Origin of the sequence: Nocardiopsis exhalans, from assembly GCF_024134545.1 — a bacterium.
Lineage (GTDB): Bacteria > Actinomycetota > Actinomycetes > Streptosporangiales > Streptosporangiaceae > Nocardiopsis > Nocardiopsis exhalans.
The window spans coordinates 3845242-3863192 of sequence record NZ_CP099837.1 but is presented as its reverse complement, the minus strand read 5'-3'; the positions used below and the strand labels follow the sequence as shown (position 1 = coordinate 3863192).

The 17951-nt window shown below is 70.3% G+C and carries 17 protein-coding genes; 7 read left to right on the top strand and 10 right to left on the bottom strand.

Annotated features, from left to right (window positions below):
* Nucleotides 1-56: 56 nt before the first annotated feature.
* Nucleotides 57-467, top strand: coding sequence for a DUF2000 domain-containing protein (locus NE857_RS17130; protein ID WP_254416680.1), 411 nt, complete (start codon nucleotides 57-59; stop codon nucleotides 465-467).
* Nucleotides 468-560: 93 nt separating this feature from the next.
* Here the strand turns inward: NE857_RS17130 and NE857_RS17125 are convergent, their stop codons facing one another.
* Nucleotides 561-1082: a GNAT family N-acetyltransferase gene (locus NE857_RS17125; protein WP_254416679.1), complete on the bottom strand. Its 522-nt coding sequence runs from the start codon at nucleotides 1080-1082 to the stop codon at nucleotides 561-563.
* Between the two features lie 333 nt (nucleotides 1083-1415).
* Here NE857_RS17125 and NE857_RS17120 point away from each other — a divergent pair, with 333 nt between their 5' ends.
* Nucleotides 1416-1898, top strand: coding sequence for a hypothetical protein (locus NE857_RS17120; protein WP_254416678.1), 483 nt, complete (start codon nucleotides 1416-1418; stop codon nucleotides 1896-1898).
* 35 nt (nucleotides 1899-1933) lie between these two features.
* Here NE857_RS17120 and NE857_RS17115 read toward each other — a convergent pair whose 3' ends face one another.
* On the bottom strand, nucleotides 1934-2059 hold the full coding sequence (locus NE857_RS17115; protein WP_254416677.1) for a hypothetical protein: 126 nt from the start codon (nucleotides 2057-2059) through the stop codon (nucleotides 1934-1936).
* A 399-nt stretch (nucleotides 2060-2458) separates the two neighbouring features.
* On the bottom strand, nucleotides 2459-3778 hold the full coding sequence (locus NE857_RS17110) for a DUF2716 domain-containing protein (protein ID WP_254416676.1): 1320 nt from the start codon (nucleotides 3776-3778) through the stop codon (nucleotides 2459-2461).
* A 662-nt stretch (nucleotides 3779-4440) separates the two neighbouring features.
* Here NE857_RS17110 and NE857_RS17105 point away from each other — a divergent pair.
* Nucleotides 4441-5250 carry a thioesterase family protein gene (locus tag NE857_RS17105; RefSeq protein WP_254416675.1) on the top strand — a complete coding sequence of 270 codons (810 nt, stop codon included), beginning with the start codon at nucleotides 4441-4443 and terminating at the stop codon, nucleotides 5248-5250.
* Between the two features lie 108 nt (nucleotides 5251-5358).
* Here the strand turns inward: NE857_RS17105 and NE857_RS17100 are convergent, their stop codons facing one another.
* The 3 genes from NE857_RS17100 to NE857_RS17090 form a co-directional block, all read right to left on the bottom strand.
* Nucleotides 5359-6912, bottom strand: coding sequence for a helix-turn-helix domain-containing protein (locus tag NE857_RS17100; RefSeq protein ID WP_254416674.1), 1554 nt, complete (start codon nucleotides 6910-6912; stop codon nucleotides 5359-5361).
* A gap of 246 nt (nucleotides 6913-7158) precedes the next feature.
* Nucleotides 7159-9132, bottom strand: a complete 1974-nt coding sequence (locus NE857_RS17095; protein ID WP_254416673.1) for a S9 family peptidase — start codon at nucleotides 9130-9132, stop codon at nucleotides 7159-7161.
* Nucleotides 9133-9228: 96 nt separating this feature from the next.
* On the bottom strand, nucleotides 9229-9975 hold the full coding sequence (locus NE857_RS17090) for a metallophosphoesterase (protein WP_254416672.1): 747 nt from the start codon (nucleotides 9973-9975) through the stop codon (nucleotides 9229-9231).
* A gap of 83 nt (nucleotides 9976-10058) precedes the next feature.
* Between NE857_RS17090 and NE857_RS17085 the strand changes: the two genes are divergently transcribed.
* A complete protein-coding gene (locus NE857_RS17085; RefSeq protein WP_254416671.1) occupies nucleotides 10059-10670 on the top strand; it encodes a CGNR zinc finger domain-containing protein in 612 nt (203 codons plus the stop codon).
* A gap of 57 nt (nucleotides 10671-10727) precedes the next feature.
* Here NE857_RS17085 and NE857_RS17080 read toward each other — a convergent pair whose 3' ends face one another.
* From NE857_RS17080 to NE857_RS17065, 4 genes are all read right to left on the bottom strand, one after another.
* Nucleotides 10728-11153 carry a DNA-binding protein gene (locus NE857_RS17080; RefSeq protein ID WP_254416670.1) on the bottom strand — a complete coding sequence of 142 codons (426 nt, stop codon included), beginning with the start codon at nucleotides 11151-11153 and terminating at the stop codon, nucleotides 10728-10730.
* Nucleotides 11154-11257: 104 nt separating this feature from the next.
* Nucleotides 11258-12157, bottom strand: a complete 900-nt coding sequence (locus NE857_RS17075; RefSeq protein WP_254416669.1) for a metal ABC transporter permease — start codon at nucleotides 12155-12157, stop codon at nucleotides 11258-11260.
* Nucleotides 12145-12891 carry a metal ABC transporter ATP-binding protein gene (locus NE857_RS17070; protein WP_254416668.1) on the bottom strand — a complete coding sequence of 249 codons (747 nt, stop codon included), beginning with the start codon at nucleotides 12889-12891 and terminating at the stop codon, nucleotides 12145-12147. The genes NE857_RS17075 and NE857_RS17070 overlap by 13 nt, the downstream gene beginning before the upstream one ends.
* A gap of 60 nt (nucleotides 12892-12951) precedes the next feature.
* Nucleotides 12952-13902 carry a metal ABC transporter substrate-binding protein gene (locus NE857_RS17065; protein ID WP_425572163.1) on the bottom strand — a complete coding sequence of 317 codons (951 nt, stop codon included), beginning with the start codon at nucleotides 13900-13902 and terminating at the stop codon, nucleotides 12952-12954.
* Nucleotides 13903-13955: 53 nt separating this feature from the next.
* Here NE857_RS17065 and NE857_RS34265 point away from each other — a divergent pair, with 53 nt between their 5' ends.
* The 3 genes from NE857_RS34265 (at nucleotide 13956) to NE857_RS17055 (ending at nucleotide 17929) form a co-directional block, all read left to right on the top strand.
* Nucleotides 13956-14078, top strand: a complete 123-nt coding sequence (locus tag NE857_RS34265) for a hypothetical protein (protein WP_301184219.1) — start codon at nucleotides 13956-13958, stop codon at nucleotides 14076-14078.
* A gap of 263 nt (nucleotides 14079-14341) precedes the next feature.
* A complete protein-coding gene (locus tag NE857_RS17060; protein ID WP_254416666.1) occupies nucleotides 14342-16141 on the top strand; it encodes a serine/threonine-protein kinase in 1800 nt (599 codons plus the stop codon).
* A gap of 150 nt (nucleotides 16142-16291) precedes the next feature.
* A complete protein-coding gene (locus NE857_RS17055; RefSeq protein ID WP_254416665.1) occupies nucleotides 16292-17929 on the top strand; it encodes a serine/threonine-protein kinase in 1638 nt (545 codons plus the stop codon).
* The last annotated feature ends 22 nt before the right edge of the window (nucleotides 17930-17951 follow it).

Here is a 17951-nt window from a genome sequence, read left to right as displayed (position 1 = left end):
TGTTTCTCCAGCTACTTTCTTCGTGGATCGCACGACATATGAGCGGGGAGAAATTCATGAACATGTCCACCAAGCTGGTCGTCGTCCTGCGCTCGGACCTGGAGCTCGCGGTCGCCGCCAACGCCAGTGCGGTGCTCGGACTCGCCCTGGGAGCGCGGCTGGACAACTCGCTGGGGGCCGACGGCAAAGATGCGCAGGGACACCTGCATGCCGGGATCAACCCGCACCCGGTGCCGACCCTGGCCGCCACCGGAGAGCAGCTGCGCCGGATCAAGGCCCTGGCTGATGAGCGCGACCTGACGGTGGTGGGCTTCAACGAGGTGGCTCGCGGCTCACGCACCTACGTGGACTACCTGGACCGGCTCGCGCAGACCGAACCGGCACAGCTGGAGTACGTGGGGCTGGCGGTGTTCGGCCCGAAGAAGGACGTCAACAAGCTGACCGGGAGGCTGTCCCTGGCCGGCTGAGCGGGCCCGGCACGGGCCGGTACGACGAAGCGCCCCCGCCGCGGACTCGCGTGGCGGGGGCACCGTTCCACCCGGACGAGCGGGTCAGCGTGTTCAGATACCGAAGGCGGCCGGGTACTGGATGGTGCCGCGCGGGCTCTCGCGCGAGGGGTCCAGGGAAAGAGCCATCATGGCCTCGTCCGGAACCTCGAACGGGGCGCGCACCCCGAACCCGGAGGCCGGGGTGAACCCGAACCTCGGGTAGTAGTCGGCGTGCCCCAGCACCAGGACGAGGTTCTCACCCATGGCGCGGGCGGACTCCAACCCGGCGCGGATGGCGGCCGAACCGGCACCGGCGCCCTGGTATTCGGGCAGCACCGCGCACGGAGCCAACGCCAGGGCCGGGTGGCCGTCGACGTGGCAGCGGGTGAACAGCGCGTGCCCGACGAGGGTGCCGTCAGCGGACTCGGTGACGACGGACAGACCCTCGATCCACGCTCCGGTGTCGGCGCGCAGGGCGTCGACCAGGTCGGCTTCGGCCGGGGTCTCGAAGGCGGCGCTGTTGACGGCGTGGATGGTGGCGGTGTCAGCGCTGGTCTCGGGGCGGGTGGACCAGGCGTGAGCGGAAGTGGACAACGTCAAGGACCTTTGGATCTCAGGGGTCCCGTTGAGTGTTCTGGGCCGGGACCCGAAGGCGGAAAAAGCGGAGGGCGCTGCTCACGGCGGCGCTGGTATTGACATTCATCAACTCACCCCGAACGGATCCGCGCAGCCGACTTCCGGCTCCGCGAGGCCCAACGCTCACAGGGTTCGGGGTGTTCCCCGTGGTGAGAGCGTTCACGCCGGATCGGTGTTGCCGCGACCTCCTGTGCGCAACCGTCCCGCTGGCTAGGATGTCTCATCCACGGGCTTTCCGAAGCCCGGGAAGCCCTGCGGACAAGGCGGTGCGACGGCGTGGAGGACGGTTCGGTGGATCTGGTCGAGGAAGCTGCCAAGACCCTGACCCAGGAGATGGCCAAGGGAAGCTGGACGGTGGTCCGGGGGTGGATCACCCAGGTCTTCCAGGGCAACGAGGTCAAGAAGCAGAAGGCTCTGGAGGAACTGGAGGAGTCCCGCCGGGAGCTGACCGCGGACGGCGGAGACGCTCTGTCAGCCGAAGAGGTCGAGCGGAACTGGAAGACCCGGCTGCGCCGCCTGCTGCGCGAGGACCCCGGGGCCGCCGCCGAACTGCGCGCGATCCTCGACGAGGTGGCCCCGGAGCGCGGGGCCCGGAACGTCACGAACATCGCCCGTGACGTGCACGGAATCCTGATCCAAGGAGGCAACATCCACGGCGGGGTGCACCAGCACGAGACCAAGTACGAGGGCGACCACATCGACATGCGCGGCATCAAGGCCAAGGGCGACGTGATCGGCACCCAGCACGACTACGGCGACGGCCGCAGGGGCTAAGCGGAGGTGAGCTCCGGCCTGGGTGCGGGAGTCGCTCAACCCAGGTGGAGACTCAGCTGAGAGCCCAGTTCCCTGAAACCCAGGGTGAGCGCGACCCCGCGGGATTCCTTTGGGCGGGCGCGCCACTGAGGGAGCAGATTCTGGGTGAGGGCATCGGCCACAGCGGCGGAGGAGACCTTTTTCGCCAGACCCCGGCCCCGGTGGGTGGAAGTCGGTTTCGGTCAGGTAGGCCAGTGTCGCCGGGCCCAGGGCGCCGGTGATCGGGAGCGCTGCCTTCAGCGCCCCGGGACTGGTGTGTTCGGCCGCCTCGACACCGGTCAGCGCGGCGCGTAGGAGGTTCGCCTGTTCGGTGGTGGGCGCTGTGGCCAGGGTGGTGCCGTCCAGGCGGACGATGCCGCACCAGCCCGGCGGGCACAGGCGGGAATCCGGGGCGGCCGCCACGGTCAGCGCCCCCTCGGCTCGGGTGGTGGCGAGGTGTTCCCACAGGGCCAGGGCGCGGGCACGGGTATCGGGCATGGGCCGACCATCCCGGTCGCCCAGGGGCGGGGCAACCGCTTTTGTCAGCCCACCGGACGGCCGGACCTGCGTATCGGAGCGCCCAGCAGCCGGGTGAGGTGGTCCTCGACCCGGGCCAGGAGCTCTGTGCCGAACACGCACAGGGTTCCCTGACCGTGCGGCCCTTCCTCCCAGGGGTGGCCGAAGGTGCCCAGGCGCAGGTCCTTGGTGAGATTGATGTAGTAGTCGCCGTTGGGGAAGGCGAACGCCGGGTTGCGCGGTTGCTCGGGGCCGCCGACGCGGCGCGGGTCGTAGCGGTGGCCGATGTGCTGCCAGTCCAGGGTGTACAGGGACTCCCCCGCCGGGACGCTCGCTGCCAGGCCTTGGCGTACCGTCCGGTCCAGTTCGGTCCGGTGCTCGGGGTGCTCGTCGGCGCGGTGGAGCGGCCAGGTCACCGAGGCGGCGGGTTCGACGATGCCGGGGAAGAGCGTGGTGCTGGGGGCGAAGAAGAAGCGCGACGTGAACCGGTCCCAGATGTCGTCGTGCTCGGGGTCGTCGAGGAGTTCGGTGACTGGGCGGCTTGTGGCGGGGGCACCGGGTGGGGACCAGGTGTGGGTGCGCACGGTGGTGATCTCGTGGAAGCCTGAGTTCAGGAGCATCTCGTGTAGGTCGGGCTGGGCCTTGGGGTCGACCTCGGCGGCCATGAGGCGGGCCTGGGCCTGGTCCCACACCCACCATCCGGACTTGGGGCGGACCGTTCCCGCTCGGTGGGCCCATTCCCAGAGGAACTCCGGGTGGGGCGCGGTCATCCCCTCCAGGACGACGAACGGGGTTCCGGTCCGCAGGACGGCCCAGCTGGCCGCGCGCACCTGTGCCCGGTGTACGAGGGCCAGGGTGCGGTGTTCGAAGGTGATCCCGTCGGACTCGTGCTCGACCAGAGAGCGCCGGTGCGGTCCGGAGTCCGCTGCCAGCTGGCGGACAGCGTTGCTGGTGACCCGGTCGTTCTCCCGAAAGCGCTCTTCGGCGGCGAGGTGCACAGAGGGGATGTCGGCGAGTTCGGCCACCAGGACGGAGCGCTCCGTCCCGCAGGCGAACCCGGCCGCGTGCAGGGCGGGGGCCAGCGCGGGCGGGTCGTGGGCGTGCACCGGCCAGCGGGCGGGTTCGGCGTGCGCCTCGAACCGTTCTTGTTGGCGTGCGACCAGGGCGGACAGGTCCGTTTCCGGGGGCAGGGGGCCGTGGTCGACGCTGCCGTGGGTGCCGAAGTGGGAGCGGACCAGGCGGGCGCCGGTCAGGTGCGGGTCCTGGAGGTGGACCGCCCCGGCTTTGGGCGGGACCGGTAGGTGTCCGCGCAGGTGGGTGTCGTAGGCATGGCGGAGGACGTGCATGGTGGCAGCCAGGAGGGGTCGAGAGGGCCGGGTGGCGGGGCTGAGGGGGTGGGGCGGACAGGGCACGGCTGGGCGCCTCGGATCTGTTGAGGACAGGACCGAGGGGCGGGGAAAGGGGTGCTGTACAGCGGCCGCCGGGAGGGAGTGGCGGCGACTCATTGTGTCAGGGTGGTCGCCCCTCGGGTGTAACCCCGGTGGGGTGGATCGGGGCCGGAAGCCGGTGCGGCGGTGTCCGATTGTCAGGGGCGGTCCGTAACCTCGGCCCGGTTGCCGCACGACGGCGGCGAAGGTACCCCGTGTCCGTGCCGGCGATGGACCTCCGATGGACTCCCCGGCAGCGACTCAACACGCGACTTCCGCCCGGGCGGATGGTCACCTCCGAGGAGGGGGCGACCGCCCTGTCGCGTTCGGCCAGTTCGCTGGTGGTTTCGCTGTCCGGGACGAGGAGGCCGATGCGGTCGTAGTGGTACCGGGTCGCGGGCCCGTCGTGGGGGGGCGGTTTCGGTGTTGCGCTGACGACGCTGGCCCTTGACGTCGCGTCAGGGCCACATGGAGGTTCGGGAGGTTCCGGTGGTCGGGGTGGTGTGTGGTCGCGTCCACAAAGCCGAACGAGATTCTGTTTTGTGGTAGCCGATGTGCCTACTGGCCAGTAACATGACTGTATGAGTCTTGACCACCCCGCCGAGGGCTACGAGTTCGACCAGGACACCCGGGTCGAGAAGCGAGCCGACGGCGAGTTCACAGCCACCCTCACCGACGGCTGGACCACGTTCACCTCGCACCCCAACGGCGGTTACGTCCTGGGGACGGCGCTCAACGCCCTGAGCCAGACCCTCACCCAGCCCGACCCGCTCGTGGTCTCCGCCTTCTACCTGCGCCCCGCCGCCCCCGGCCAGGCCCAGCTGCGCACCGAGACCATCCGCGAGGGCCGCCGCACAGCCACCGGCGCCGTCGTGTTGGAACAGGGCGGCAAGGAGATCGTGCGCGCCACCGCCACCTACGGCGACCTCACCGCGCAGGGCCGGGAGCTGCACCTGGAGGGCCCGCCGGAGCTGCCCTCCCCCGAGGACTGCCACGTGCCCCCGGAGTTCGCCGGAAAGCCGGAGGGTGTGACCATCGCCCACCGCATCGAGTACCGCTACCCCCAGCGCCCCGGCTGGTTGGACGGCCACAAGGACGGACGCCCCCAGGCCGACTTCTGGATGCGCTTCGCCGACGGCCGCGACGCCGACGTGCACTCCCTGCCCGCCATGGTGGACTTCGCGGTCCCCGCGGTCCTGGAGATCGGTGAGTTCAGCACCATCACCGTGGAGCTGACCACCCACATCCGCGCCAGGCCCGCCCCCGGCTGGCTGGCCTGCCGGGTCTGGACCAAGCACGTCTCCAACAGCCTCCACGAGGAGGACATGGAGATCTGGGACAGCCAGGGCACCCTGGTCGCCCAGGCCCGCCAGCTGGCCATGCTGCTCTGACCCGTCCTGTTCCACGTGCCCTTTCCCCGGGCCGCCGGGCCGCTGCTCCCACCCGAGCCGCGGCCCGTTGTGTTCTGCCGTTCCGGCCCCGGAGGCTCGGCCGGAGAATCACCTGCTGGCTCGCATGGCGGCAGAGAGCGCTTCTGGCCTGCGAGGAAGAGGAATCTTCCCGGTGATCGGTGCGTCCGCCCGGGTGAACGGACCAGCCTGAGGGGCGGCTCGACCGGCATGGGTCTGTGCGAGTGCGGCCTTGGGGGTGTCGGTGCCGTCGGGCCGCCGGGAGCGTTTGAACTTCTCGTGCAACTGGTCGAGGAGGGCCCGGGTTCTGGGTGACAGTCCCGAGGCGCGGGCGGGCCGGACCGTGCTCTTGGAGTCCGGCTGAGCGGTGGGTACGCGCTCACCACCGTCGTTGAGGGAGTCGAGCATCTGTGCCTTCAGCTCCGGATCCAGGTCTTCCTCCGCGCCCGGAGGCGGCCCCGAAGGCTCCGGCGCGGGCGCGCTCTCGGGGCCGCCCCGGGCTGGCGTGTCGGCTCCCTGCTGGGGCTTGGGCATGGTCTGGCCGGGCTCCGAGCGGCACAGCCCGCCGCAGATCTTGCATCGGCCACCGGGGACATTACGCGTGGTCGCGTGCTCGGGGCAGGTGCCGGTGGCCTGCCCCAGACTGTCCAGCCGGAATCCTTTGGGTTGGGCGGATGTCTCGTCCCGGTCCGGCGGGTCGGGCCACGGGGCTGTCTGCAGGGGCGATGTGTGGATGCCTCGGCCCAGCGAGCCGTTCAGGAAATCCAGTGCGTACCTCACGTTGCGCAGCCGGAGCATGAGCACCGGGAATGGTCGGCGCATCCGATCCATCCCCGCGAACAAAGCGCGCACGTCGGTTTCGCTCAGCCCTTGGCGCAGGAGTTTTTCCACGGCTAGTGCCAACAGGTTCCGGTCTGTCTCCGGGGAGGCCAGGAATGAGTTTGGTATGCGATTAATGAGGCTAAATATTCCGCTCCGTGGATTTTGTCGGGTTTGCTCTCCTGTGCTTGAGGTGTCACGGACGGAACTATCCACCTCGCTCTCAGAACAGTCCCCAGGGGAACAGTCTGTAGGTCGATCTGACCTGGGGGCGGGTTCAACGTGAACTGGGGTCGGGCGGCGCTTCAACGGGGGCCGGTTGTGCACGGTGAGGGGCTCCTCCCCCAGCTGCGCACGGCAGGCGTTGATGTCGGCCAACACCGGCTCGGGATAGTCCTGGGCCGGAACGAGTAGCTCCAACACGCATGGCAACTGATAGGCAGAGCGGCCCTGATTGATGTCCTCGGCGAAGAACTCGATCGTCTCCGAGCGGGTCAGCTTGCGCACGATGCCCGCCTCGACCAGGTCGTCGATGGCGCGCTTGAGGCTGCTGAGACTGAGGAGCCAGCCAATACTCTTGGCCAGATTCTCCAACCGGAAGTAGCACCAGCGCCCGTCGGAGTCCACCGCATCGGCAATGGCCATCAGGGCCAACACCGAACGAGGCTTGGTCAACAGGCCCTTACTGAAGATCTGATGGACCCAGATGGCCAGAATGAACCCGATGCCCTTGAGTGCGCCCTTGGGGCGCTTGCGGGGCGCGGAGAACCCGGCCGGATTCGGGGTTTCGGCTGTGCTGGAGGGGGTCGAGGCGTTAGACTCCATGACGAGTCGCCTTCCTGGGTATTGGGCAGGGAGGTGGCAGAGTCGACAAACCTGTTAACGCAGGCGTCGGCCACAACCCGACCAGGTGCTGTCAACACCGGGTCGGGTTTTTCTTGTCGCGATCCAAACTAGCGATGCGAACAAGAGTTCGCTGGGCTTTCTCTCAAATCCGCACACGAGAAAAACAGCCCACAGAACAAAAGTTCGCACTCGCCCATTTAGGCCCGAAATGCGCTCCGGGTCGGCCTACTTGACGTCAGCTCGCCCCAGCCAGCGGTCGAACCAGGCGCGGGTACGTTCGAGCAGGTCGATCTGGTGGTCGCGGCGGGCCAAGCCGTGCCCGGCGCCCGGGTAGACCACGAACTCCTGCTCCACGCCGTAGTGGCGCAGCGCCCGGTGCAGGTACACCGCCTGGCTCAGGGGAACGTTGGTGTCCGCCTCACCGTGCACGATCAGCACCGGTGTGGACATGCGCGAGGCGAAAGAGATCGGGCTGACCGCGTCGTGCGGGTGCGGCCCCGTGCCCTCCCAGCCGACGCTCCCGCTGAGCCCCGCCTCGCTGGCGCCGTACTCGCCGGTGGCCGCCAACATGCCCCAGTCGGTGACGCCCGCGCCCACGACGGCCGCGCGGAACCGGTCGGTGTGCCCCACCGCCCAGGCCGCCATGGTTCCGCCGTGGCTCCACCCGCCGATCCCGAGCCGGGCGGGGTCGGCTACGCCGCGCTCGACCAGCAGGTCGATGCCGTCGGAGATGTCGTCCCACTCCCCCGCCCCGAGCGCGCCCACCACCTGCTCGGCGAAGGCCTGCCCGTGCCCCTCGCCGCCGCGCGGATTGGGCAGGAACACCGCGTACCCGAAGTGGGCCAGCCACTGGGCGGGTGCGTGCGGGTCGAGGGTGAACTGGTCCATGTAACGGCCGTAGGGTCCCCCGTGCACCCAGGTGACCAGGGGGACGGGGCCGTCCTCGGGTACCCTGCCCACCGGGGTCACCAGGAGCCCGTCGAGGGTGAGGCCGTCCCGGGCCCGGTAGGACAGGCGTTTCTGGGCACCCCAGTCGAAGCGTTCGAGTTCGGGGCGCAGCCGGGTCAGCCGAGTGGGAGGGCGGGCGGGGTCCCCGGCGTCCGCGGAGTACACCTCCCTGGGGTGGGTGGCGTTGGCGGCCTGAACCGCGACGCGGGCTCCGGTGTGGTCCGAGGTCAGGGACTCCAGGAGGCCGGGGACCGTGGCGAGCCGGGTGAAGCTTCGGGTGCGGGGGTCCAGGCGGTGGATCTCGGTGTCGAGCCCGTGTGCGAACAGCGCCAGCGGCGGGCCCTGCGCCACCTGGGCGAGTTCGAGGGGACAGCGGTCCAGCCCCTCGGTGAGATCGGCGGGGGCCGCCTGCTCGCTGTCGGGTATCAGGTCGAAGACGGCCTGGCCGCCGTCCGGGCCCGGTTGCATCGCCAGGTAGGACAGGTGCCAGCGCTGGTCGTCATGCCACCAGGCGGGTGAGTGGGCGTCCCAGCCGAGTGCGCCCAGGTCCTGGATCTTTCCGGTGCCGGTGTCCAGCAGGTGCAGCTCCCAGCGGGGGCGGACCGGATCGCGGTGCGGGGTCGGGTGGGTGATCACCGCGAGCGTTCGGCCGTCGGGGCGTGCGGATATCTCCTGGACGTGGTGCTCACCCAGGCCGGTGATCGGGATCGGCTGGTCGGCGGGCCGGGTGGCGGTGCCCGTGTCGAGCAGGGCCAGCCGGTCGCGGGGTCCGGGCTCTCCCCACACCCGCGGAGCGATGCCCCGGTGATCGGGGTCGGCGACCACCACCGCTACCAGAGCCTGACCGGCCAGCGGCAGGTGGTTCACCACCCCGCCTTCGAAGCTGGTCAGTACCCGGTGGCCGGAGCCGTCGGCGTTGGTTCGGTGCAGCTGGGGCGCGCCTCCTCCGGCCGCTTCGCCAGCTCCGGTTGCCTCGGCCGTCTCGGTCCGGTCGGAAAGGAAGTAGAGCTGCCGCGAGTCCGGGGCCCAGCGTGGCCGGTGGTCCCAGGAGGCCCCGTCGGTCAGCTGTCTCGGTGGGCTGCTTCCGTCCACGGCGGTCACCCACAGAGCGCTGGTCGGTCGGGGGGCGTCACTGCTCAGCGCGGTGACGGCGTAGGCGACCCAGCGCCCGTCCGGGGAGACCGCCGGGTCCCTTGGTACCACCCCGTCGACCACCGTCTCGGCCGTGATCCGAACAGGGTCGACACTCATAGGACCTCTTTCGATCGGGTGACGCACGTTCCGTCGGCTGCGGGGCAGCGTATCGACAGGCACGGGCCAGGTGAGCGCGGATCGGGTGTGCTCGGGTCAGGGCACCGCGCGGAAGTGGGTGGTCAGGGAGGTGTCCTCGGCCAGAACGTGGAAGGCCACGCCCGGGGGCTGGGTCCGGGTGAGGCCGATTCCGCTCTCCCAGGGCATGCTCAGGGTGGAGGTGACCCCGGGGGCCAGGAGTACGGGGCGTCCGGCGAGCTGGCCCACCGCTCCGGTGTGGGCGTGCCCGCACAGCACACCGGTGATGGCGGGGTGCTGCCGGATGAGAGCGCTCACCTCGTGGGGGTTGTCCAGGGCCATGGAGTCGGCCATCGGGTGGTGGACGCGCACGGGAGGGTGGTGCATGGCCAGCAGGACGGGCGTGTGCTCGGGCAGGTCTGCCAGGGTGGTGCGGACCCATTCCAGGGTGGGCTCGGCCAGGTGGCCGTCGTCACGGCCGGGGATGGTGCTGTCGCAGGACAGCACCGTGAACCCCTCCGCGCGGTGTGCGGTGTTGACGGGGCCGGTGGTGGCTTCCCGTCCCAGCAGGCCCTTGCGCAGGGCAGCGCGGTCGTCGTGGTTGCCGGGGCTGAAGACCAAGGGGAAGGGCAGGGCGCTCAGAAGGCGGGTGACCTCCTCGTACTCCTCTGGGGTTCCGTGGTCGGCGATGTCGCCGGAGACCACCAGTGCGTCCGGGGTCTGGGAAAGGGCGCGCAGATAGTCCACGGTTCTGGTGGCCCGGGCGGCGGTCTCGACGGTTCCGTCGATGTGCAGATCGCTGATGTGGGCGATGAGTACGGTCACGAACAACCTCGTTCTAACGTTAATTATTAGATTAAACGTGAGGAAGCTAGCATGAGGCCAGGAAGCGGACAAGGGATGTGTGCGTGAACAGTCGATGGGCACTGGACCTGGCGAGCACCGTGCGGCACGACGGGTCGGGCGGTATGGCCGACGACCTGGCCACGGTCGAGGGTGCGGGTGTTTGGGTGAGCGCTCACATCACGCCCGGGGCATCGGTGCCCGTGGTCGACGAGGAGTTCAGGGAACGCCTGGTCGCGCTGCGCCGGGCGGTGCGTTCCCTGTTCGCCCGCACGGTGAGTCCTGATCCGCCCAGCTCCGCGGACGCGCACCGGCTCCTCCCCCTGGAGCAGGCCCTGGAGCGGTTGAACACCGACGCCGCGCTGGTGGCGGTGCGCCCCGCTCTGGTCTGGCCCGACGCCGGTTCCCCAGCCGTCGAATGGGAGGGGGAGGCGGTCGAACCCGCGGACGCGTTCCTGTCGGCCCTGGCCCGAGCCGCCATCGCTTTTCTGGCCGGTCCTGACCGTGAGCGGTTGCGTTCCTGCCCGGCTCCGCGCTGTGTGCGTTACTTCGTCCAGGAGCACGGTCGGCAGCGCTGGTGCGGCACTTCCTGCGGCAACCGGGCCCGGGCGGCCCGCCACTACGCCCGCCACGGTGGCGCGTCCAGGTCTGAACCCAGGTCTGAATCTGCGACCTGAACCCGGCCCCGGCCCCGCGGCTGTCCCGTCGCTTGTCCGCGTTCCCCCGGCGCGGGGTCAGTTTTCGTCGTCGGTGCGTTTGACCAGGCGTTCGTGGCGCTGGCGGGCGGCCTGAGCGGTGCCCAGGCCCAAGCCGAAAGCGAGTTCCTGCCAGGTCATGCCGCGGCCCTTGGCCATGGTGAGCAGGCCCGCCTCCATCTGGTCGAACTCCGCGCGGGCCCACGGCACCAGGGTCAGCGCTGCGGTCAGGTCGCCCTGGTCGACGGCGGGCGCGCCCTCGTCGGGCGGGGCGCTGCCCGCGGCCAGGTCGCAGACGCGGGCGATCGCCTCGTGCGGGGGCATCGGCATGCGCTGTTCCGTCCATCGGGCGCGGGCCTCGCCGGTGGCGTGGCGTTCGGTGATGCGGAAGAGGGCCTCGTGAGCGCGCTGGCGCCGGGCTTTCTCGGGGTCGGGCTGGGTGAAGGGATCGTGTGTCCGCGTCATGACCCCACAGTGCGTTCCCAACTCTGTGTTGTCAACAAGTTAAAGCAAACAACTTGTTTAAATGCTGGCGTGTGCCTCTTCCTGGGCAAGCGCGGGTCGCGACCTCAGCCGATGGCGCGGGTCCCGCGACCCCCGCGGGCCCTCAGCGCCCGGGCGGCGCGTCCCTTCCAGAGCACGCCCTGGTGGGGCGAGAACAGGTAGGCCAGGGTGAACGCGAACGCCTGGGCCAGCACGATGCAGCCGCCGGTGGACACGTTCAGGTGGAAACTGGTGAACACCCCCGCCACCGCGGCGAAGAAGGCGACCGCCGCGGAGATCATCAGCATCCGCTCGAAGCGGTCGGTGAGCAGGTAGGCGGTGGCGCCCGGGATGATCACCATGGCCACGACCAGGATGATGCCCACGGCCTGCAACGCCACCACCACCGTCACCGACAGCAGCCCCAGCAGCAGGGTCTCCAGCAGGCGCGGGTTGACGCCGATGGCGTGGGCGTGGACCGGGTCGAAGGCGTACATGGTCAGGTCGCGGTGCTTGTACCAGACCACCACCAGCACCACGGCGGCCAGGACCAGCACCTGGAGGATGTCGGAGTCGGAGACCCCCAGGACGTTGCCGAACAGGATGTGGCTGAGGTCGGTCTGGCTGGGCACCCGCGAGACCATCACCAGGCCCAGGGCGAACATGGCGGTGAAGACCACGCCGATCACCGCGTCCTCCTTGACCCTGGAGGTGCGGTTGACCACGCCGATCAGTGCCACCGAACCGGCGCCGAACACCAGGGCGCCCAGGGCGAAGGGCAGTCCGAACATGTAGGAGAGCACCACGCCGGGCAGGACCGCGTGCGAGACCGCGTCCCCCATCAGCGACCAGCCCACCAGGGTCATCCAGCAGGAGAGCACCGCGCAGACCACGCCCGCGACCACGCTCACCAGGAGCGCGCGCTGGACGAACTCGAACTGCATGGGCACGGTGAACCACTCCACGAGCGCGATCAGGCCGTCCACGAGCGTCCTTCCTCACTGGGGTGGATACCGAACGCCTCCAGGAGCACGTCCGGTTCCAGCACCTCCTCGGGTGTGCCGTGCGCGATCACGTGGCGCTGCAGCAGCACGGCCTCGTCGCACAGCTTGGGCACCTGGGCCAGGTCGTGGGTGGACACCAGCAGGGTGTGCCCGGCCTGGCGCAGCTGCAGGAGCAGATCGGTGATGGTGGCCTCGGAGCGTTTGTCCACGCCCGCGAAGGGCTCGTCCAGTAGGAGCACGTCGGCGTCCTGGGCGATGGCGCGTGCCACGAAGGCGCGTTTGCGCTGGCCGCCGGAGAGTGCGCCGATCTGCCGGTCGGCCAGTTCGGTGAGGTCGGTGCGCGTCAGGGCGTGCTCGACGGCCTCGCGGTCGGCGGGGCGGGGGCGGCGTCTGCGCCCCATGTGCCCGTAGCGGCCCATCATGACCACGTCGCGCACGCGCACGGGGAAGGCCCAGTCGACCTGTTCTGACTGGGGTACGTAGCCGACCAGCCCCTTGCGGCGGGCGGCGGTGTTGGGCATGCCCAGGATCCGGACCCGGCCGTGGTCGACGGGGACCAGGCCGAGCACGGTCTTGAACAGGGTGGACTTGCCCGAGCCGTTCATGCCGAGCAGTCCGCACACGCGCCCGGGTTCCAGGGAAAGGTGGACATCGTCCAGGGCGAGCACGTCGCCGTAGCGGACGGTGGCTCCGGTGACCTCGATGGCCGCTGTCATGCCAGGTCCCCCTTCCTGTCGGGCTCCCTCACGCGCTGTCCTGTGTCATGCCGGTGGTCCTCACGCGCCGGTCAGTCCGGCGACGATGGCCTCCGCGTCGTGGCGGAGCAGGTCCAGGTAGGTGGGCACGGGGCCGTCGGGTTCGGAGAGGGAGTCGACGTAGAGGGTCTCGCCCATGGCGGCGCCGGTCTCACGGATCACCGACCGCTGGGCGCTGTCGTTGACGGTGCTCTCGCAGAACACGGCGGGCACGTCGTTGTCGCGGACGAACTCGGAGACCGCGGCGATCTGCTGGGGTGTGCCCTCACGTTCGGCGTTGACCGGCCACAGGTACTGCTCGGTCAGCCCGGCGTCGCGGGCCAGGTAGGAGAAGGCGCCCTCACAGGTGACCAGGGCGCGGGCGGGCTCGGGGACCTCGGCGAGTTCGGCCTCCAGGTAGGCGCCGACCTCGGTGATGTCCTCCTTGTAGGCCTCGGCTGCCTCGGCGAACTCGGCCTCGCCCTCGGGGTCGAGTTCGGTCAGGGCGTCGCGGATGTTGTCCACGTAGACCAGGGCGTTGTCAGGGGACATCCAGGCGTGCGGGTTGGGTTCGCCCTCGTAGCCGCCCGAGGCCACGGGGATGGTGTCGATGCCGTCGGTCAGGACGGCGGTGGGGGCGTCCACACGGTCGGTGAACTGCTGGAACCAGGTTTCCAGGCCCAGGCCGTTCTCCAGGACGAGGTCGGCGCCCTGGCCGCGGACGAGGTCGTCGGGGGTGGGCTCGTAGCCGTGGATCTCGGCGCCGGGCCTGGTGAGGGAGGCGACGTCCACGCGGTCGGCGGCCACGTTCTCGGTCATGTCGGCGATGACGGTGAACGTGGTCAGGACGAGGAGGCGGTCGGAGTCACGGTCGGCGTCGTCGCGGGTCTGTCCGGCGGAGGTGGAGCAGGCGCTGAGGGCGAGGGTGAGGGCAACTGCCGGTATCACCTTCGGCCAGGTGTTTGAAGAGGACCCATCTCTAAAGTTCGGCACGCCTAACTTTTTACCACAAGAGGGCCAAACTGCGCATTGGAGTACTTGAACGGATGCCGGTCGGCGCCCGCGTTTCCACCTCCGGTGGCCGGGCCGAGGACGCCCGTGAACGCGACCACCGCTGGGAGTGCTTCGGCGTCACGGTGTCCTCGCATGATGCCCGGCACCCGATGTGAGGCGCGGGCCCGGTAGAGGGCTTCCCCTGGGACGCGCGCTGAACTGCGGCTCCGCCCGATCCAGGGGCCTCTCTCGACATCGCTGCCGGACTCGGTCGCCGCGCTTGCGGTCCACCGGGTCATCTGGCTCCTGACCTGTTCTTTGTCCGCTCCAACCTTCCCCTTCCTAGAATGAGTGCTCCGGCCTGTGCACGGCTTCCCGCGCACGGTGACCGGCGTCGCTGTACCGCGGTCCGGTGCGGCCCTCTCCTCGGAGGACGTCCATGGAGGTCGAACCTCTGCGCACCCTGTGCGGGCGCTACCAACTCCACGCCGAGCTGGGCCACGGCGGTATGGGCCGGGTCTGGCATGCCCACGACACCCACCTCAACCGCACGGTGGCGGTCAAGGAGATCCTCCTGGGCCCCGGCCTGAGCGAGGAGGAACGTGCCCGGGTGGCCGCCCGCGCCCGCCGGGAGGCGCAGGCCACCGCGATGGGCCAGCACCCCAACATCGTCACGGTCCACGACATCGTCGAGGACGACGGCCGTCCCTGGATCGTCATGGAGTACCTCAGCGGGTGCTCCCTGTACTCGCTCATCCAGCGCGACGGCCCGCGCCCCGCTCCGGAGGTCTCCTCCTGGGGGCTGGACCTGCTCGACGCGCTGGAGACCGCACACACGCACGGCATCACCCACCGCGACGTCAAACCCGAGAACGTCATGGTCACCGACTCCGGGCGGGTGGTGCTCACCGACTTCGGCATCGCCACCATCGACGACAGCGTCACCCTCACCCAGACCGGGGGTGTGGTGGGATCTCCCTCCTATCTGGCTCCCGAACGCCTCGCCGGGAACCCGGCCGCGCCCGCCGCCGACCTGTGGGCCCTGGGCGCCACGCTCTTCCACGCCCGCACCGGCCTCTCCCCCTTTCAACGCCCGAGTCTCCCGGCCACCCTGCACGCCGTGACCACCGCCGAACCGCCTGACCTGATGGGCACCGGTTCCCTGGCCGATGCCGTGCGCGGGCTGCTGACCAAGGACCCGCAACACCGTCTGGACGCGCCGGGGTGCCGCTGGTTGCTCCGGTCGGCCACCCAGGGTCCCGACACCACCACCGTCCACCCGGACGGGTCCGTACCCGTCGCGCCCACCGCACGTATGAGCGGCGCGGTGCCCGCGCAGTCCCCGGTACCGCCCACCGAACACCTCACCCCCGTGGCCTCGACCACCCCCTATCCCCCTCGCCGATCCGCACCCCAGCCCACCCCTCAACCCGCCTTCCAGCCCGGGACTCCGGGGGCCTACGTCCCCCCGCCGGGCACACCGGCAGGCGGGACGCCTGCCGGGTACGGCACGCCGCCCGCTCGCCAGGGCGTGTCCTGGCCGTTGGTCGCGCTCACCCTGGGCCTGGCCGCTCTGCTGGTGACCGCCGGGGTAGTGGTGATCGACCCCTGGAACATGCGGGCCCCCGTGACCCTGGGCACGCAGGAGCAGGGCGACGGGGCCCAAGGCGGGGGAAGCGAGGACGGCGGGGACACGGCGCAGGAGGAACCGGACGCCCCAGCACCGGCCGAGGAGCCCCTGGAGCAGGAGGAGCCGGAGGAAGCCGACGAGGATGAGCTCCCCGCCCAGGACGGCATGACCTGGACCGAGGACCCGTCGGGCTTCTCCGTCCTGGTGCCCAACGGCTGGTCGCGACGCACCGAGAACAACAGCATCTACTACAACCTCCCCGATGCGGACGAGGAGAAGGTCTACCTGCAGATCGACACCACCCCGCACCCCACCGACGACCAGTACCAGCACGTCCTGGGACAGGACCACACGGACACCACCACTGACCGCCTGGCCGGTTACCAGCTCGTGCAGCTGGAGGACGTCACCGGCGAGACCGACTTCCGTTCAGCGGCCGATCGGGAGTTCAACTGGGTCAAGGAAGGCACCGACCGGCACGTGCTGGGTCGCAACATCACTGTCGCCCCCGGAGAGCACTACACGGTGCTGTGGGCCAGCGAAGCCGACCTGTGGGGCGATTACGACACCTGGCGCTCGGCGGCCCTGGACTCCTTCGACCCACCCTGATCCCGGCCCAGGACCCGCGAAGCGCCCTCCCCGCCCGATGTGCCCAGCATGGCCGAACCTTCCTAGAATGGGCGCCCTGACGCGCGATCTCCCGCCCCCGTGGTTGACGCGCTGCCCCCTCACCCGCCCCCACCCCTTCAGGAGCCCCAGGTGGCCCTTCCTCACCGCACGCTGCGTGAGCGCTACGAACTCGTCTCCGAGGTCGGGCGGGGAGGAATGGGCCGGGTCTGGCGGGCGCACGACGCCCAACTCAACCGCACGGTGGCGGTCAAGGAGATCCTCCTGGGACCAGGCATGGACGAGGAGGAACGTGCCCGGGTTGCCGCCCGCGCCCGCCGGGAGGCGCAGGCCACCGCGATGGGCCAGCACCCCAACATCGTCACGGTCCACGACATCGTCGAGGACGACGGCCGCCCCTGGATCGTCATGGAACTCCTCGACGGGCACTCCTTGCTCCGGTTGATGCGCGACCGGGGCCCGGTCCCGGCCGAGCGGGCCGCGGCCTGGGGGCTGGACCTACTTGACGCGCTCACCACCGCGCACGAGCAGGGCATCACCCACCGCGACGTCAAACCCGAGAACGTCATGGTCACCGGTTCGGGGCGGGTGGTGCTGACCGACTTCGGGATCGCCACCATCGTCGACACCGCCGCGGTCACCCAGACCGCCGGTGTCATGGGTTCGGCCGCCTACGTGGCCCCCGAACGGCTCGCTTCCCAGCCGGCCACCCCCGCCAGCGACCTGTGGTCGCTGGGCGCCACCCTGTACCACGCGGTGACCGGAGTGTCCCCGTTCCAGCGCGAGGGCGTCCCGGCCACCCTGCACGCGGTACTCAGCCTCGACCCGCCCCAGAACCTGCCCGGGCCGCTGGGAGCGGCGATCAGCGGAATGCTGGTGAAGGACCCGCTCCAGCGCCTGGACGCCCGAGGCTGTCGGGAACTACTGGGCGCGGCGGCCCGGGGCGAACAGACGACCGGATCGCACCTGCCGCCCACCGCACCGGGTAGAGCGACCACGCAAACAGGGGCGCCCCTCCAGACAGGGGAGCTCCCTCCGGGGGCGACCTCCCCCGGACCGCCCCTCGGCCCCCTCGTCGGGGCCACCGCCGTCCACACCGAGCCGCGGCGTCCCCGACGCCTGTCGTGGCCGGTCGTGGTACTCACCCTGGGGCTGTCCGCCCTGCTGGTGGCCGCCACCCTCGTCATCGTCAACCCCTGGGCTGAGGGAGGGGAGGAGACCGACCAGGCGGGGCCGCAGACCCAGGCGGACACCTCGTCCTCCCCTTCCCCTGAGCACTCCCCCGGATCGGAGGCCACAGGGCAGGGTTCGGGGGAGGAACCCGTCGCCGAGGGCATGACCTGGACCGAGGACCCCGAGGGGTTCGCGATGCTGATACCCGACGGCTGGGTCCGCCGCGTGGACGGCGCCAGCGTCTACTACGACTCCCCCAGCAGCAACACCTACCTGCAGGTCGACCGCACCCCGCACTCCACCGACGACGAGTACGCGCACGTGCTGGAGCAGGAGAGCAACTCCCTCGCGGAGAACCGGCTGCCCGGATACCAGCGGATCAAGCTGGAGGACGTCACCGACCAGACCTCCTTCGCCTCCGCCGCCGACTGGGAGTTCAGCTGGGACCGGGGCGCGGGTACCTGGCGCCTGCTGGCGCGCAACATCGCCGTCACCGCGGGCGACTACTACACGCTGGCCTGGAGTTCCAGCGAGGAGCGCTGGGCCGGTGACGCGCGGTGGCGCGACCACGCGATCGGTTCCTTCGACCCGCTTTGACCTCGGTGGTGTGAGCGCACCG

Excerpts from the sequence above, each read along its gene's own strand:
- NE857_RS17100 (WP_254416674.1), bottom strand. The coding sequence starts at position 6,912 with ATGGAGTCTAACGCCTCGACCCCCTCCAGCACAGCCGAAACCCCGAAT.
- NE857_RS17110 (WP_254416676.1), bottom strand. The coding sequence starts at position 3,778 with ATGCACGTCCTCCGCCATGCCTACGACACCCACCTGCGCGGACACCTA.
- NE857_RS17060 (WP_254416666.1), top strand. The coding sequence starts at position 14,342 with ATGGAGGTCGAACCTCTGCGCACCCTGTGCGGGCGCTACCAACTCCAC.
- NE857_RS17070 (WP_254416668.1), bottom strand. The coding sequence starts at position 12,891 with ATGACAGCGGCCATCGAGGTCACCGGAGCCACCGTCCGCTACGGCGAC.
- NE857_RS34265 (WP_301184219.1), top strand. The coding sequence starts at position 13,956 with ATGCCGGTCGGCGCCCGCGTTTCCACCTCCGGTGGCCGGGCCGAGGAC.
- NE857_RS17095 (WP_254416673.1), bottom strand. The coding sequence starts at position 9,132 with ATGAGTGTCGACCCTGTTCGGATCACGGCCGAGACGGTGGTCGACGGG.
- NE857_RS17080 (WP_254416670.1), bottom strand. The coding sequence starts at position 11,153 with ATGACGCGGACACACGATCCCTTCACCCAGCCCGACCCCGAGAAAGCC.
- NE857_RS17105 (WP_254416675.1), top strand. The coding sequence starts at position 4,441 with ATGAGTCTTGACCACCCCGCCGAGGGCTACGAGTTCGACCAGGACACC.
- NE857_RS17130 (WP_254416680.1), top strand. The coding sequence starts at position 57 with ATGAACATGTCCACCAAGCTGGTCGTCGTCCTGCGCTCGGACCTGGAG.